Below are 16,351 nucleotides of genomic sequence, written 5' to 3'. Positions count from 1 at the left end.
GCAGATGGACGAAATTTTACAACAACTGATTAATGCGAAAAAGGCCCAGCAGTCCATTTCGAGTTTAAATGACCTGGGTAAGAAGAACCTTATTAATGATTTGGCTAACGCAATTGCTGAACATACCGATAGAATACTAGCTGAAAATCATAAGGATTTACTTAAAATGGATGCTCAGGATCCAAAGCGTGATAGACTGATGCTTAATCCGGAACGCGTAGATAATCTATGCAAAAGTCTTCATGCGGTTGCCGAACTCGCCGACCCGACTAACCTTGTTTTATCAGAAACTACGATTCCCAACGGATTGCATATTAAAAAGATAACAGTACCAATTGGGGTAGTGGCGGTCATCTATGAATCAAGACCAAATGTAACATTAGATGTCACTTCATTGTGCTTAAGATCCGGCAATGTTGCCCTACTTAGAGGCGGACAGGATGCTTTGAATACTAATGTAATTATGGTGTCTGTAATCCAGGATGTATTAGAGGGGCATGGGTTGGACAGGAATATTGTACAACAATTGCCTGCCGATAGAAAACATATTATTGATATCCTCACTGCGGAGAAATACATAGATGTCATTATCCCGAGGGGCTCAAATCAGCTGATAGAATATGTCCGTAAAAATGCCACAGTACCGGTTATTGAAACAGGAGCAGGAGTATGCCATAGTTATGTGGAAAAAAGCTCAGACCTGGAAGCAGCAGCTAAGATTGTTTTAAATGCAAAAGTATCTCGTCCATCCGTTTGCAACGCTCTGGATACTGTTTTGGTGGATAGCGAAGTGGCTTCGGCGTTTTTACGGATTTTATCGCCTTTACTTCAAGAATATAAAGTGGAAATCTTTGCAGATGCTACTGCATTTAAATTTTTATCTGGTCAAGAATACCCTTGGTTAAATAAAGCGGCAGCTGAAGATTATGGAAGAGAATTTCTTGACTTTAAGTGTTCAATCAAAATAGTTAACGGAATTGATGAAGCATTGGAACATATCGCTCAATTCTCATCAAAACACTCTGAAGCGATTTTAACGATGGACATGGATAAAGCAGATTTATTCTTGAATCAAGTTGATGCTGCTGCTGTTTATTTAAACGCTTCTACACGGTTTACTGATGGAGAGGTGTTTGGTCTGGGTGCTGAAATAGGAATTTCCACTCAAAAACTTCACGCTAGAGGACCCTTTGCATTGGAGAAGCTGGTTACTGAGAAATGGATAGTTAAGGGAGAGGGACAAATTAGATGAAGCCTGCATCCATAAAAGACATTGCTGAAAAAGCAAAGGTTTCGATTACCACGGTATCATTTATCCTCAATGGCAAAGCACCTCAAATGCGAATTAGTGCTGCCGTTATTGAACGGGTTGAAGCGATTATTAAAGAGCTGGGTTTTAAGCCCAATCAAATTGCCCGAAGTTTACGAACTGGCGATACAAAAACAATAGGGTTAATTGTAGAAGACATATCCAATCCATTCTTTGCAGGCATTGCCCGGAAAATTGAGGATAAAGCTTATAAGAAGGGATACAAGATTAGTTATTCCAGTACTGAAAATGATGTAAAGAAAGCTAAGGAGCTGATTGAGATGTTTAGGTCAAGGCAGGTAGATGCTTACATTATTGCTCCTGTACCAGGTATTGAAGATGACATTGCACGTTTGCAAGCTGAGGGAATCCCAGTCGTGTTATTCGACAGAAACCTGCGACTTAAAGATGTTAATTACGTGGTAGTAGACAGTTTTAACGGGACATTCCTGGCTACCAAATACCTGATTGATCATGGAAAGAAGAACATTGCATTTGTAACTGTTGGACTTCATGTTGATGAAATGGACAATCGGTTTTTGGGTTATGAAAAAGCGCTGACCGACCATCATATTCCATTTAACAAAGCTATCTATGAAGAGATCAAGTACGGGAACACTTCGGACGTAACTGTAGAGAAGTTAAAGAACCTTTTTATCAGCAATCCTGAAATAGATTCAGTTATTTTTTCGACAAACTATTTGGCAATCAATGGACTTACTGCCCTAAAAGAATTAGGTAAGAACTTGGATGATAATTTTACGCTGATTTCTTATGATGACCATGATGTATTCAAATTTCATACACCGCCGATAAGTGTCGTTGATCAGCCGGTAGAAGAAATCGCGGAGCGAATAATTGAAATCGTGTTGCAGGAACTTGCAAAGAATAAGGTAAAAACCACCGAGATGCTGAGATCAAGAGTGGTTTTACAACCTAATTTTATAGAGAGATGATCTGGGGATTAAACCTCCAGATCACTCATAATGCTTTTAATTTTTTCTGTTAGTTTGGCATTTGTTTCTGTGAACGCTGCTTTAGATGCTAAAGGTGTATTCACACTGCAATAGAACTTTATCTTTGGCTCAGTGCCAGATGGTCTTGCGGAAACAATACTTCCATCTTCAGTAATAAACTGAAGTACATCAGAAACAGGAAGTTCCAGTTTCTTTTTTTCTCCGGAGATCAAATCTGTTTCAAATCCTAATTCGTAATCTTTAAGCGTTGCCACTTTAGAACCGCCCAAGGTTGCAGGTGGGTTGTTACGGAATTTTTCCATCATCGCCTTGATTTCTTCAGCACCGGTTTTACCTTTTTTGGTGATAGAAACTAGTTCCTCTTTATAGAAACCATAGTCCACATACATATCTAATAATGCATCGTAAAGGCTACTTCCTTTATCTTTATAAAATGCAGTCATCTCTGCAATGAAAGCACAGGAAACAATTGCGTCCTTATCCCTAACCAATTCGCCGATGAGATAACCATAGCTTTCTTCACCACCACCAATGAATGTCTTTTTACCTTCCAGGCTCGTCATCAATTGACCGATCCATTTAAAACCAGTTAAGGTATTGTAGTATGTTACATTTTTAGCTTTTGCGATCGTTTCTATGAGGTTTGTCGTTACAATGGTTTTAACGATGTATTGGTTGCCATCTAGCTTTCCTTTCTCTTCCCAAGCAGTTAAGAGGTAATTTATGAGTAAACTTCCCGTCTGATTTCCATTAAGGAGTACAAATTCTCCATCTGTATTTTTAACAGCAATACCTACCCGGTCAGCATCAGGATCTGTGGCCAATACAAGGTCTGCGTCAATATCCTGAGCTTTTTTCAATGCAAGTGTTAATGCTTCTTTCTCTTCAGGATTTGGATAAACTACAGTCGGAAAGTTGCCGTCTGGCGTACTTTGTTCTTCAACTAAAGTTAAATTACTAAAACCGAACTGTGCTAATGCTTTAGGCACAAGTGTGATTCCAGTTCCATGGATAGGAGAGTAAACAATTTTAAGATCGGTTTGTCGCGCTATTGCCTCAGGTGAAACGGATAATGCCGTTATTTTATCTAAATAAAGCTGATCAATGGTTTCCGCGATTAATTCAACATTTGCTTCGACCCTGTCAAATTTTACCTCATCTATACTTTTGATATTGGCAACCTCGTCCATCACCATGGTGTCGTCTGGAGAAGTGAACTGTCCGCCATCAGCTCCGTAGGCTTTATACCCATTGTATTCTTTAGGGTTGTGAGAAGCTGTAAGCATTACACCGCTCTTGCAGCCCAATTCGCGGATAGCAAAAGAAAGTTCAGGAGTTGGTCTAAGTGCGCTGAAGAAATAAACATATATGCCATTTGCAGAAAAAACATCTGCAGTGATGCCAGCGAAAAGATCAGAGTTATTCCTGCTATCGTGTGCAATCGCTACTTTAATCTTTTCACCAGGATATTTTTTTAGCAGGTAATTGGAAAGTCCCTGGGTTGCTGTACCAATTGTGTATTTGTTGATACGGTTAGATCCGGCACCCATGATACCTCTTAAGCCGCCGGTTCCAAATTCAAGACTCCTGTAGAATGAATCTGTAAGTTCAGTATAAGATTCACTATCCAAAAGAGACTGGATTTCTGATTTGGTTTTCTGGTCATAATTTCCATTAAGCCATTCGTTAATGGTGGTTAAGGTAGCTGGTTCTAATTGCATATAATCCTGTGTATTTTAATTTATACTTATGAAACAAATTTTAGTTAATTTCACGGCCTAATATAAGTATATTAACAATTAGAGACTAAAAAGATCACTAAAAACTAAAGATTAAACGATGAAAATATTAAAGTTTGGAGGCACTTCTGTAGGAAGCCCTGAGCGGATGAAAAAATTGCTGGATATTATAGATCCATCAGAAGAACAGATTGTGGTGTTATCAGCAGTGTCTGGTACTACCAATAGTTTAGTAGAAATTTCAGCCAAACTTTTAAAGGAAGATAAGCAGACTGCGTTAACGCTTATTAACGCATTACATGATAATTACAATGAATTTGTAATAGAATTACTGACAGATGGCGAATTTCGTTCCCAGGGAAAAGATGTAGTCGACTACCATTTTAATTTTCTCACTTCGCTGACTAACGATTTATTCACTCCTGTGGAAGAGAAGGTTGTTCTTGCTCAGGGAGAATTGCTTTCCACAACGTTATACCATATATACTTAAAATCAATAGGTGTGCTATCAGTTCTGCTACCGGCACTTGATTTTATGAAGATAGATGAGGACAATGAGCCTGATGTTCCTTTCACCACTGAAAAGCTGACTCCTATTTTAGCACAACATAAAGGAAATAATCTTTTCATTACACAAGGCTTTATTTGCAGGAACAGTTTCGGAGAAGTAGACAATTTAAGGCGCGGAGGAAGTGATTATACCGCTTCTTTATTAGGCGCGGCTATACTTGCTGAAGAAGTGCAGATCTGGACAGATATTGATGGTATGCACAACAATGACCCAAGGATTGTGAAAAATACCCGGCCAATTGCGCAACTTTCATTTGATGAAGCAGCAGAACTCGCATATTTTGGTGCAAAAATATTGCACCCACAGTCTGTTTTCCCGGCACAAAAGTATAAGATACCAGTTCGACTGCTCAATACAATGGAACCACAGGCTGCAGGAACGCTGATTTCTGCAGAAAGCGAACGCGGAAAGATTAAGTCTATTGCAGCTAAAGATGGAATCACAGCCATTAAAATTCATTCCAGCAGAATGCTTCTTGCTTATGGGTTTCTTAGGAAAGTCTTCGAAATATTTGAGCGGTATAAGACCCCAATCGATATGATTACTACCTCAGAGGTGGCGGTATCTGTTACAATCGATTATTTAGATAATTTAGATAAGATCATCGAAGAGTTACATGCTTTTGGTAGTGTAGAAGTAGATAAAGATCAGTCGATCGTTTGCGTGGTAGGTGATTTTAGTGCGGAAAAGCATGGTTATGCCGCTAGAGTTCTTGATGCTATAAAACATATCCCGGTTAGGATGATTTCTTACGGTGGTAGTAGCTATAATATTTCATTGCTGATCAATACCGAAGATAAAACTGAAGCACTGAAGAGCCTGCACAACAGGTTATTTGAGTAGTGTTACTTTTTTCTTAGCCAAAAAACAATAAAGATTACCATTATAACCAATATGATAAACAGCTTAACTCGTTTATCATATTCATTTTTGCTGATCCTATTGTTCCTGTAATCAACAAAATTGCCAAAATAAATGGCGCTTAACACGATAATACAAATTATTACAAGATACCTTAACATGATGTTTTCCAATAAAAATATAGACCAGCTTGCTCAATCTGAAACTCCATTTTATTATTATGATCTGGCGTTGCTTCAGGAAACCTTAACCAATTGTGCTGAAGCTGCAAATGTATATAATTTTCATGTTCACTATGCCATGAAGGCCAATTTCAATGCTGGTGTGCTTCGAAAAATAAAGGATGCTGGTTTTGGTGCCGATTGTGTAAGCGGGGGAGAGGTGAGTAAGGCGATCGAATTGGGTTTCGACAAAGGAAAGATTGTATTTGCCGGCGTCGGGAAATCTGATAAGGAAATAAACGGAGCGTTGGATCTTGATATTTTCTGCTTTAATGTTGAGTCTATACAAGAATTGGAGGTGATTAATGAACTGGCTGGCATTAAAGGAAAAAGAACAAAGGTAGCCATACGTATCAACCCTAATGTAGATGCCCACACACATCACAATATTACCACCGGCCTTGATGAAAATAAATTTGGTATCAATTCCTGGGATTTACCATTGTGTGCTGAGACATTAAAAAAGTGTGAAAATCTTGAGTTTATTGGAATTCATTTTCATATCGGATCACAAATTACCAATCTGGACGTGTACAAGAACCTTTGTGTAAGGGTGAATGAATTTGCAGCTTGGTTTGAAGATAAGGGGTTTATGGTGAAGGTATTGAATGTTGGTGGCGGACTTGGAATCGACTATCACAATCCTGATCACCAAATTCCTGATTTTGAGTCGTACTTTAAAATCTTTAATGATTTTTTAGAAAAACGCCCAAATCAGGAAGTGCATTTTGAATTAGGAAGGGCGTTAGTTGGCCAGTGTTCTTCACTGATCAGTAAAGTTCTGTATGTGAAAAACGGCAAGAAAAAGAATTTCATTATCCTCGATGCTGGTATGACTGAGTTGATGAGGCCGGCGTTGTACCAGGCCTATCATAAGATTCAAAACCTTTCAAAATTAGAAACCACAGCTAGTGTAAAATATGACGTAGTTGGGCCGATATGCGAAAGTACGGACTGTTTTGGAAAAGAGATTGAGCTACCAGAAACCTTGCGTGGAGATCTTATTGCACTGCGCAGCACTGGTGCCTACGGTGAAGTGATGGCATCGCATTATAACCTCAGGAATGAAATACGTTCGGTTTATTCTGAATAACTTCCTTTAATCTTCAAAAAAATCGGCCAATCCGCCTAAATAATATTCATTCAGTCCTGAGGTAAATTCTTCATAATCGGCCTCAGGAATGTTTGTTTGTACAAATTCAAGTGAGGTGCCTTTTTTATCTTCATGAAGTTTTATCGTAACGATTGAAGGCTCGTTTTCTTCACCAAAATACCATTGTTGCACGATTTTTTTACCGAATTCCAATTCCAGGTTTTTCCCCGTAATGTCACCATCCCAAAATGAAAATTCCGATCCTTCTATTTCTTCGAATTCTACATCCGCACCGGTCCATAGCTGGATGCTTTGAGCTTTTGTAAGTGCCAAATAAACCTCTTCAGTAGAAGCTGGTAAGTAATAATATTTTTTAAATGTTTTCATGTTTCTTATTTAAATGCATTGAGCCCAGTGATGTCCATTCCAGTAATGAGGAGATGTATATCATGAGTGCCTTCATAGGTAACTACTGATTCTAAGTTCATCATGTGCCGCATTATAGAATATTCTCCAGTGATTCCCATACCACCGAGCATTTGTCGGGCATTTCTGGCAATGTCAAGAGCGATTTCAACACTGTTCCTCTTCGCCATTGAGATCTGTTCGGCAGATGCTCGGTTTTCAGATTTTAACATACCCAATCGCCACACCAGTAACTGACCCTTGGTGATTTCAGTAATCATCTCTGCTAATTTCTTTTGTTGTAACTGGAAACCTGCTATCGGTTTACCAAATTGAATTCGTTCTTTGGCGTACCTTAAAGCGGTGTCATAGCAATCCATTGCAGCTCCCAGTGCACCCCAGGCGATCCCATAACGTGCCTGATTCAGACAACCTAAAGGCCCTTTTAATCCACTAATCTCCGGAAAAACATTCTCTTTAGGTATTTCCACGTTGTCAAAAACCAGTTCCCCTGTTGCAGAAGCCCTTAGGCTCCACTTACCGTGAGTTTCGGGAGTCGTAAATCCTTTCATGCCTCTTTCTACTATGAGGCCTCTAATTTTTCCACTTTCATCCTTTGCCCAAACTACAGCGATATCAGCAAATGGAGCATTGGAAATCCACATTTTATTACCATTCAACAGGTAATGAGTTCCAGCATCTTTGATGTTAGTCACCATGCCGCCGGGATTGGACCCATGATCAGGCTCTGTTAAGCCAAAGCAACCCATGAGTTCACCTGTAGCCAATTTCGGCAGGTACTTTTTTCTTTGCGTTTCAGAACCGTAAGTATAAATTGGATACATCACTAAAGAGCCTTGTACAGAAGCTGTAGACCTAATGCCAGAATCGCCACGTTCGATTTCTTGCATGATGATACCATAGGAGGTATAATCTAGTCCAGCACCACCATATTCTACTGGAATTGTAGGTCCAAATGCGCCGATCTCTCCAAGCCCTTTGATCAAGTGTTTTGGAAACTCTGCCCGTTGTGCATACTCTTCTATGATCGGACTAACCTCTTGTTTTACCCAATCCCTTGTTGTGCTCCTAATTAGCTTATGCTCGTCAGTCAGCAATTCATCCATTTGATAATAATCGGGCGCCTCATAAAGGTCTTTCCTCATCGATTTATTCATACGTTATGCTATATTTGATCTGGAAATATCTGCAGTTTTCAAAGGTAATGATTTAAGAGATTTAAATGAGTAATACCCCACAGTACTTACAAACGGTTGCATTAAGAGATGTAAAATGTTACGCTTTTCATGGCTTTTATCCGGAAGAACAGCTCACTGGAATTTATTTTTTAGTTGATGTTCAAGTTTCGTTCCCTTCTCATGCTGATACCGAAAACATTGCTTCCACAGTAAATTATGAAGTTATAAATCAGATTATTTTAGAAGAAATGGCCATCACACGGAAAATGTTGGAAACCGTAGTGAGTGGTATTTTAAAAAGGGTGGTGTCCAGCTATCATTTTATTACCAATGCACAAGTGAGCATTAAAAAGCTGAATCCGCCTATGCCAGGAGAAATCGGACATTCTTTCGTTCAGCTAACCTATACAAAATAAAGTAAGGACATTTTACAATACTCAATGAAATTCAACATAATAGATACAAATATATTAGATGAAATAAAGGCTGCTGTAGGCGAAGGTAACGTTTTTACCGATGAAGAATCGCTGATTAACTATGGGCATGACGAGACGGAAGATTTGAAATTTCCTCCGGAAGTTGTCGTTAAGCCTTCGAATACAGCCGAAGTTTCTGCTTTGCTAAAGGTTTGTAATGCCCACAACGTTCCAGTGACACCTAGAGGTGGTGGAACGGGTTTAAGCGGGGCAGCATTGCCTATTTATGGTGGTGTTTTACTATCGATGGAGAAATTCAAATCGATCATTAACATCGATATTGAGAATTTACAGGCTGCAGTCGAACCTGGGGTTATCACTGAAGAATTCATCAATGCTGTTGCCACACATGGACTACTCTATCCGGTAGATCCCTCGAGTAAAGGTTCTTGTTTTATAGGCGGAAATGTAGCTCATGGATCGGGCGGACCAAGGGTAGTCAAATATGGGACAATCCGGGAGTATATTTTGAACCTGGAGCTTGTGCTTCCGACTGGTGAGGTGATCTGGACTGGTGCCAACACTTTAAAATATGCGTCTGGTTATAATATAACCCAATTGATGATTGGTTCTGAAGGAACACTGGGTGTAGTTACCAAGATTGTGACCAAGCTTATTCCTAAACCACAACATACGGTATTGATGTTGGGCTCATTTCTAGAAAATGAGGCTGCTTGTGCTGCAGTTTCGGCTATCTTCAGGGCTGGTGTAACTCCTTCGGCACTAGAATTTATGGAGAGAAAAGGATTGGAGTGGGTCATCAAATTTGATGACATTAAGTTCGATCTGAAAGACAATATTAATGCCTTCCTGATGATAGAGTTTGATGGGGATGACATGAATACCATTTTTGCTGATTGCGAAAAAGTTAATGCCGTTCTAGAGCAGTATGGATGTGTTGATGTCTTGTTTGCAGATACGGCTACGCAAAAAGAAGAATTATGGAGAATGCGTAGAACCATGGCGGAATCTGTAAAATCCAATTCTGTTTATAAGGAAGAGGATACCGTAGTGCCGAGGGCTACATTACCGAAGCTGATTAATGGTATTAAAGAGATTGGTTCCAGGTATGGCTTCGAAAGTGTTTGTTACGGGCATGCGGGTGATGGGAATCTGCATATCAATATCATCAAAGCAGGGATGAGTGATGAGGATTGGAAAAATAAGCTGAAGGATGGAATTGTGGAAATATTTGAGCTCACCACTTCACTTGGCGGAACCATATCTGGTGAGCACGGAATAGGATTGGTTCAGAAGGAATTTATGCCTATAAAATACACTGAGGTCAGCTTAAATTTGATGCGTGGTATAAAAAAAGTGTTCGATCCTAATGGTATTCTAAATCCGGGAAAGATCTTTTAGTTTCGGGAGAGTTGCTCAAAAACCAGCATTTTATTTTTTTCGCTGTCAGGGATAGGGGTTGAACTTTTAGTTTGGTAGTCGAACGCAACACAAACTGTTTTTCCCTTACTGCAAATTACCTCTTTTCCGTCTTTCATTTTTACTAACAGATATTCCAAATCAAAACTACTGGTGCCAATTCTGGATGTTCTTACATACATATGAATTTTGTCTTCCAGTAATACAGGTTGAATATAGTCCAAAGAGGCCTTCGCGATGATTACACCAGTTCGTTTCCAATCCCATTTTATAGCTGAAGTCCAATATTTTGTACGAGCAATTTCCATGTAAGTAAAGTAAACTGCATTATTCACATGACCCATCATATCGAAATCAGCAAACCTCGTCTCTATTGTGGTTTTGAACTGAAAACTGTCGAATTGGTTAATAATATCTGCCTTTCTGTCTGATGATTTAGATTTGTTGCGCCAAAATGTCTTAAATATCATAAATATATGCGTTGGTACAAGAGTTGAATAAGTGGTTAGTATAAAACTTAAAAATAAAAATAGGAGATTATAACGATGACATTAGTAAAATTTAACAACAGGACCAGGAACACAGCACCTTACTTTAACAACGTATTTGACTCATTGTTTAGTGAGGCGTTAAATAAAAATTTAACCATTAATAAAGTTCCGGGAGTGAACATTTTAGAAACTGGAGCAGATTACAAGATTGAATTGGCTGCGCCAGGCTTGAATAAAGAAGACTTTCAGATCAATTTGAAGAAAGATACATTATCAGTTTGGGCGGAGAAAAAAGTAAATGATACTGACGAAAAAAAGGACTACACCAGGAAAGAGTTTGATTATTTCTCATTCGCGAGGTCGTTTGTATTACCAGAAAGTGTTGATGCTGAAAAAATTAGTGCAGAATATGTGAATGGTATTTTAAATATCACCATTGGTAAGGATGTTGCTAAAGCGCAAGAAAAAGAAATTAAAGTTTCATAGTAAGTTAGAGTTTTGGTTTTAAGGTTGAGGGTACGCCGCAAGGCGTGCCCTTTTTTTATGCTAATTTCTTAAATTGCCCTTCAAACCGGGTTTACATGAATAAATATTTTTTTCTGTTATTATGCCTGTTGAACATCAACAGTGAAGCTTCAGCACAAAAACTGAGTAAAGCTGATGCAGTTAGAAAAGCAAAGGCTGCGTTATTGATGCAAGTTGGTTTACAGCGATCCAAAACAAAGGCAGCCTGGGAACAAAAGGCTATTAAATATGGGGAGTATCAAATGAAATTTGAATACCGCATTATCGGCGATGCTCCCAAAGAAGGCAGGAGCTTGTATATATCTCTTCACGGTGGTGGAAATACGTCGCCAGCAGCCAACGATCAGCAATGGAAAAATCAAATTGGCTTGTACACCCCTAAAGAGGGAGTTTACATTGTTCCAAGGGCTCCTACAAACACCTGGAATCTTTGGCACGAAAACCACATAGACGAAATGTTTGCATACTTGATCAAAGCAGCAATACTGAATGTAGAAGTAAATCCCAACAGAATTTATTTACTTGGCTATTCTGCAGGGGGCGATGGCCTATTTCAATTAGCGCCACGTATGGCTGATTATTGGGCTGCAGCAGCAATGATGGCAGGTCACCCAGGAGATGCCTCAGCATTGAGCCTGAGGAATGTTCCATTTGCTATTTATATGGGTGGTGCAGATGCTGCTTATCAAAGAAATGAATTGGCTGCGGTTTGGAAAAGTAAATTGGACAGTTTACAGCAGCGATACCCTGAAAATTATGTGCACGATGTACATATTTATGCCGGCATGCCGCATTGGATGAGCAGAAAAGATACTGTAGCCATTCCATGGCTGGCATCTTTTAAAAGAAATCCATTGCCTGCTACAGTGGCATGGCATCAGGATGATAGAATCCACCCGATGTTTTATTGGTTAGGCGTACCTGAGCAAACAGCTGTGCCCTATCTGGAGTCCGTTGTAAATATGAACAACAACGTGATCAATATTGAAAAAAATCAAAATAAGGTGCTTTACATTTACTTAAATGATCAATTGGCCAATTTAGATAAAAAGATAAAAGTAATACAGGGAGGCAAAATCATCTTTTATGCAAAAGTTCAAAGAACTGCTGCCGTCATAGAAGAAACAGCAAAACGTTTAGACCCCGACTTAATTTTTTCAGTAAAACTCAAGCTGGAAAATGGTAAGATATCGGCGAACTAACAGCCTAGGTGTAGCCTAGGATTTTTAATACCTGCTTGCTATTTTGTTCTTCACCAAACACTTCAAAGTTGAAAGTTTCATCGCGGTTACGTCGAATGATCACATGTTTTGGACTAGGTAGCAAGCAATGGTGTATGCCCCCATACCCACTCAATACTTCCTGATAAGCTCCGGTATTGAAAAAGCCAAGATACTGCACTTTTCTGGTCTTAGGCATAAATACACTGTTCATGTGCGCTTCCTGGTTATAGTAATCCTGACCATCGCAAGTGATACCTCCAAGATTCACTCTTTCATACTCGGCATCCCAGTTGTTTACCGGAAGCAGGATATATTTTTGGTTCAACGCCCAAACATCTGGCAGGTTGGTGATGAAAGATCCATCAAGCATTAACCACTTTTCACGGTCATTTTGTTGTTTACGACCCAATACCTTATACAATATGCCAGAGGCTTCAGCTACTGTGTATTTTCCAAATTCGGTAATGATATCTGGCTCAACCACATCGTGTTCTGCGCAGATTTCCTTTATACGTTTAACAATTTCGTTAACCATATATTCGTAATCAAAATCGAACACCAGTGAGTCTTTGAATGGCATTCCACCGCCAATATCGAGTGTGTCTAATTCTGGATTGATCTTTTTGAACTTGCAATAAAGGGTTACATATTTTTCCAGCTCATTCCAGTAGTAAGGAGAATCAGTAATACCTGAGTTAATGAAAAAATGTAACAACTTAACCCTGAAGTTAGGGTTGGTAGATATTTTATTGTTGTAAAAATCTATGACATCTTCCATTCTAACACCAAGTCTGGATGTGTAAAACTGAGAATCAGGTTGCTCTTCAGCAGCGATGCGGATGCCCAGGTTACAAGGCGTATCCATTTCTACTTCATCATCAAATAAATTGAACTCTTCTTTATTGTCGAGAACCGGGATGATGTTTTTGTATCCATCATGCAGCATATCAATAATATACTGTTTGTATTGATAGGTTTTAAAACCGTTACAAATTACGGTGATGTCTTTTGTTAGGGCACCTTTTTTCTCCAGGGCTTCAATCATCGGCATATCGAAGGCAGATGAAGTCTCCAGGTGGATGCCGTTTTTAAGTGCTTCTTCTACAATGTGCTTAAAGTGAGAGCTTTTGGTACAGTAGCAATACTTATAATCACCTCTATAATTGTTTTTAATGATAGCAGTTTGGAAAAGCAGTTTTGCCTGCTGAATCTTCTTACTGATCATTGGGAGATAAGTGAAACGTAACGGAGTTCCGTAGGTTTCGATCATTTCCATCAAGTTGAGATCCTGAAAGTATAATTCGTCGTCTATAACGCTGTAACCTTCTTGAGGGAAACCAACACTAAGATCAAGAAATTCGGAGTAGCTTTGCATTTACAGTAAAAATAATTTTTGCAAAAATGTAATTTTAAATTGAGAATTGATCTTTAATGAATAACTTTTATTGTTAAAGAAATGTCCAAAGTTACCGCTTCGGCAAGTGTATTTCAGCAAGCATGCATCTGGCACTCCCACCACCGTTTTCTTCAATGGTATAAAGTGGAGCATATACCAGGGGATTGTAGCCCTCCAGCTTGTCGATTTGTTCTTTTGAAAGCGAAAGGTAAGCTTGTTCAGAAAGGATTAACAATGAATCTCCTGCTTTGTTTTTTACCTGTAGCATGTTGCCGGCGAAATGGTTCATCTGGTCGATGCTGATGTCTATGATTTCCTTTCCTGTATCTTGAAGTGTTTTTTCCAAAAAAGTGCGTTCCATCTCATCTGGTATCGCATTTAAACAAACCACCGCATAATCTTTTGCAACGCACATCATCACGTTGGTGTGGTAGATGGGATAGCCTGAATTATCCACTGCATAGAAAGAAACGATTTTGTAGCCAGTTTGATTGCTGTAATCATTCATGACCGTTTCATGGGTTCTTGAAGATATGCAGGCATAAGCAATTTTATGAACCCTGTCCAACACCATACTTCCTGTTCCTTCCAAAAATTCGTCCTGTTGTTCATAGTGAGATAAATCGATCAATTGCTTCACCTCAAACTTTTCTTTTACAGTTTTTAAGATTGCTGGTTTTCTTTCTTGTCGCCTGTTTTCTGAAAACATTGGGTAAAGTATCACTTTTCCAGACTCATGAAATGAAATCCAATTGTTTGGAAAAATAGAATCCGGCGTTTCTGGCGTATTGGTATCCTCAATTACCATCACCTCGATATCATTTTTACGGAGTACAGCGACGAAATTATCAAACTCCTTTAATGCTTCTTGCTGTGTATCAATTCTGTTAGATGGCTTTTGAAATTTGTTGTTTTCAGCGGTTTGCTCATTAAATTTGAAGTTAACGGGCCGAATCATCAATAATATATTGGTGGCTTGCATCAGGATATATCGTCTCTTAATATAGGTAAACTCATGCAATGAAAACCTCCGCGTGCCCTTGATAGTTCTGCTGAAGGCATTAAGACAAGTGTATCTATGAGTTCATCTGCACTTACTTTTCCTGCCTCTAAATCTGCAAGCAAATCCTTTACGTTAAGCACATTAAACCCGTGACTTTTAAATGCCTCAATAGTTTTATCATTACGGTCATAACCCAACACAACCCCCTCCTTTAGCGCAAGCAAATTGCAAGAGTCGGTCCACTGTTCACGTGCATCATATGGGAAGGAGCCATTGCCGCTGTAAATAAACTTGGTTGGTACAGTGCTCTTGAGATCCGTGCGACTAATATCATCTAGCAAAGCCTCAATGCTTTCAAAATTTCTTGGGCTTTCAGGAGAAATTTTATTGAACTGAATAATCTCAGTAATTTCTTTTTTGTCTGGTTCCACCAAAAAATTAATTGGTTCGACCAGATTGACTGGCTGATACTTTGAAATAGAACTCAGGAGCGTCCAAACATTTCTCTTCACCTGCGTAAAAACAGTGTCAATGTGCATGAAATCCCTTTTATTGGGAACTTTAACTACCGTAACTTTCTCTACGACATTATTTTCAAACAGCAGCTTAATTGCTTCATTGGCGCCATAGGCGGACGTACGCTCGCTGCAGCCAATCAAAACGTGATTAGGGCTCACCATCATTACGTCGCCGCCTTCAAGTGTTGTTCTTCGATCGTCTTCCTCTCCCGGGCGAAGAAAGTGTTGCACAGGATCAGGAATCTCTAAAATGTTCTGACGGTAATTTTCAAAGATCGGGTGATTGAAGAATATATACCGCATGAGTAGGGTTTCTCTGCTTCTTGCTTTTTTAGCCGGTTTATTTAATAGAATATATTCATTAATTGTGATGCCTACGTCCCTTGTAAAAATGAGGTTGGGGATCGGGGGAAATATCATCGCATCATTTTCCAAACTTCCCGAAATAAAGATCCTGGCTAATGCTACAGGATCTGTATCAACCAGTTCCAACTGTAGCTTATAGGTGCATCCCTCAATTGCACAAACGGCTGCAACTAGTTTTTTTCGGGTAGATGAATCTGCCAGTATATCTGCCAGAAGGTTTTGAATTTCAATAACAGCTGCTGAGTTGTGAAAGTCTGGATGATTCGGTTTAAAGAAGGCGCGGTTTGCCGTTTCAGCGTCTATCGCTGCTAGCTTTCCTTTAATCTTTTCTGGATCCAGAAAGTACATCAGCAGTTTGATGTAATAATCATACTCATCTTTACGGATCGTGTCCAGATGAACAATATCTTCAAAAAGCCAGTCCTGGGCTTTAGAGGGGACTACCTTTCCCAAGCCGCTATCCGGACTGTGGATCAGGAGCTTTCTAAGTCTGCCTATTTCGGTGTTAACGTTTACTTTAAAGTTCTGCGTATGCTCCTTCATATTGATTCTTCAGATGCAAAGCTATCCATTTTTTAGAACATAATATTCGCTCCTT

15 protein-coding genes are annotated in these 16,351 nt (G+C 39.2%); 8 read left to right on the top strand and 7 right to left on the bottom strand.

Annotation, left to right across the window (positions count from 1 at the left end; all coding sequences use genetic code 11):
- The first annotated feature begins 4 nt into the window (after positions 1 to 4).
- Both ACXZ1K_RS14945 and ACXZ1K_RS14940 read left to right on the top strand, forming a co-directional pair.
- Positions 5 to 1,252 (top strand): glutamate-5-semialdehyde dehydrogenase, encoded by a 1,248-nt coding sequence (locus tag ACXZ1K_RS14945; RefSeq protein WP_458970475.1) that lies wholly within the window; start codon positions 5 to 7, stop codon positions 1,250 to 1,252.
- Positions 1,249 to 2,265 carry a LacI family DNA-binding transcriptional regulator gene (locus tag ACXZ1K_RS14940; RefSeq protein ID WP_458970474.1) on the top strand — a complete coding sequence of 339 codons (1,017 nt, stop codon included), beginning with the start codon at positions 1,249 to 1,251 and terminating at the stop codon, positions 2,263 to 2,265. The genes ACXZ1K_RS14945 and ACXZ1K_RS14940 overlap by 4 nt, the downstream gene beginning before the upstream one ends.
- An 8-nt stretch (positions 2,266 to 2,273) precedes the next feature.
- On the opposite strand, the gene ACXZ1K_RS14935 is transcribed toward ACXZ1K_RS14940, so the two are convergent.
- On the bottom strand, positions 2,274 to 4,007 hold the full coding sequence (locus ACXZ1K_RS14935) for a phospho-sugar mutase (RefSeq protein WP_458970473.1): 1,734 nt from the start codon (positions 4,005 to 4,007) through the stop codon (positions 2,274 to 2,276).
- 118 nt (positions 4,008 to 4,125) lie between these two features.
- Between ACXZ1K_RS14935 and ACXZ1K_RS14930 the strand changes: the two genes are divergently transcribed.
- Together ACXZ1K_RS14930 and lysA are read left to right on the top strand one after the other, a co-directional pair.
- Positions 4,126 to 5,439, top strand: coding sequence for an aspartate kinase (locus tag ACXZ1K_RS14930; RefSeq protein WP_458970472.1), 1,314 nt, complete (start codon positions 4,126 to 4,128; stop codon positions 5,437 to 5,439).
- Positions 5,440 to 5,619: 180 nt separating this feature from the next.
- Positions 5,620 to 6,771, top strand: coding sequence for a diaminopimelate decarboxylase (gene lysA / locus ACXZ1K_RS14925; RefSeq protein ID WP_458973257.1), 1,152 nt, complete (start codon positions 5,620 to 5,622; stop codon positions 6,769 to 6,771).
- 6 nt (positions 6,772 to 6,777) lie between these two features.
- Here the strand turns inward: lysA and ACXZ1K_RS14920 are convergent, their stop codons facing one another.
- Together ACXZ1K_RS14920 and ACXZ1K_RS14915 are read right to left on the bottom strand one after the other, a co-directional pair.
- Positions 6,778 to 7,158, bottom strand: coding sequence for an SRPBCC domain-containing protein (locus ACXZ1K_RS14920; RefSeq protein WP_458970471.1), 381 nt, complete (start codon positions 7,156 to 7,158; stop codon positions 6,778 to 6,780).
- Positions 7,159 to 7,163: 5 nt separating this feature from the next.
- The gene (locus tag ACXZ1K_RS14915; RefSeq protein ID WP_458970470.1) at positions 7,164 to 8,354 is read right to left on the bottom strand and encodes an acyl-CoA dehydrogenase family protein; all 1,191 of its coding nucleotides are present in this window, start codon (positions 8,352 to 8,354) and stop codon (positions 7,164 to 7,166) included.
- A gap of 65 nt (positions 8,355 to 8,419) precedes the next feature.
- On the opposite strand from ACXZ1K_RS14915, the gene ACXZ1K_RS14910 reads away from it, so the two are divergent.
- Both ACXZ1K_RS14910 and ACXZ1K_RS14905 read left to right on the top strand, forming a co-directional pair.
- A complete protein-coding gene (locus tag ACXZ1K_RS14910) occupies positions 8,420 to 8,791 on the top strand; it encodes a dihydroneopterin aldolase (RefSeq protein WP_458970469.1) in 372 nt (123 codons plus the stop codon).
- A gap of 24 nt (positions 8,792 to 8,815) precedes the next feature.
- On the top strand, positions 8,816 to 10,213 hold the full coding sequence (locus ACXZ1K_RS14905; RefSeq protein WP_458970468.1) for an FAD-binding oxidoreductase: 1,398 nt from the start codon (positions 8,816 to 8,818) through the stop codon (positions 10,211 to 10,213).
- Here the strand turns inward: ACXZ1K_RS14905 and ACXZ1K_RS14900 are convergent.
- Positions 10,210 to 10,701: an acyl-CoA thioesterase gene (locus ACXZ1K_RS14900; RefSeq protein ID WP_458970467.1), complete on the bottom strand. Its 492-nt coding sequence runs from the start codon at positions 10,699 to 10,701 to the stop codon at positions 10,210 to 10,212. The genes ACXZ1K_RS14905 and ACXZ1K_RS14900 overlap by 4 nt on opposite strands.
- 75 nt (positions 10,702 to 10,776) lie before the next feature.
- Here ACXZ1K_RS14900 and ACXZ1K_RS14895 point away from each other — a divergent pair, with 75 nt between their 5' ends.
- Together ACXZ1K_RS14895 and ACXZ1K_RS14890 are read left to right on the top strand one after the other, a co-directional pair.
- Positions 10,777 to 11,208, top strand: coding sequence for an Hsp20/alpha crystallin family protein (locus ACXZ1K_RS14895; RefSeq protein WP_458970466.1), 432 nt, complete (start codon positions 10,777 to 10,779; stop codon positions 11,206 to 11,208).
- A gap of 95 nt (positions 11,209 to 11,303) precedes the next feature.
- Positions 11,304 to 12,449, top strand: coding sequence for a hypothetical protein (locus ACXZ1K_RS14890; RefSeq protein ID WP_458970465.1), 1,146 nt, complete (start codon positions 11,304 to 11,306; stop codon positions 12,447 to 12,449).
- Between the two features lie 4 nt (positions 12,450 to 12,453).
- On the opposite strand, the gene ACXZ1K_RS14885 is transcribed toward ACXZ1K_RS14890, so the two are convergent.
- The 3 genes from ACXZ1K_RS14885 to ACXZ1K_RS14875 all read right to left on the bottom strand — a co-directional run bounded on the left by ACXZ1K_RS14885 (position 12,454) and on the right by ACXZ1K_RS14875 (position 16,296).
- Positions 12,454 to 13,845: an arginine decarboxylase gene (locus ACXZ1K_RS14885; RefSeq protein ID WP_458970464.1), complete on the bottom strand. Its 1,392-nt coding sequence runs from the start codon at positions 13,843 to 13,845 to the stop codon at positions 12,454 to 12,456.
- A gap of 91 nt (positions 13,846 to 13,936) precedes the next feature.
- On the bottom strand, positions 13,937 to 14,848 hold the full coding sequence (gene ctlX, locus ACXZ1K_RS14880) for a citrulline utilization hydrolase CtlX (RefSeq protein ID WP_458970463.1): 912 nt from the start codon (positions 14,846 to 14,848) through the stop codon (positions 13,937 to 13,939).
- The gene (locus ACXZ1K_RS14875; protein ID WP_458970462.1) at positions 14,848 to 16,296 is read right to left on the bottom strand and encodes an arginine deiminase family protein; all 1,449 of its coding nucleotides are present in this window, start codon (positions 16,294 to 16,296) and stop codon (positions 14,848 to 14,850) included. Before ACXZ1K_RS14875 ends, ctlX begins: the two co-directional genes overlap by 1 nt.
- Positions 16,297 to 16,351 lie beyond the last annotated feature (55 nt).

The sequence above is a fragment of the Pedobacter jaeyakensis genome, from assembly GCF_054461315.1.
This window is presented reverse-complemented; position numbering and strand designations above follow the sequence as displayed.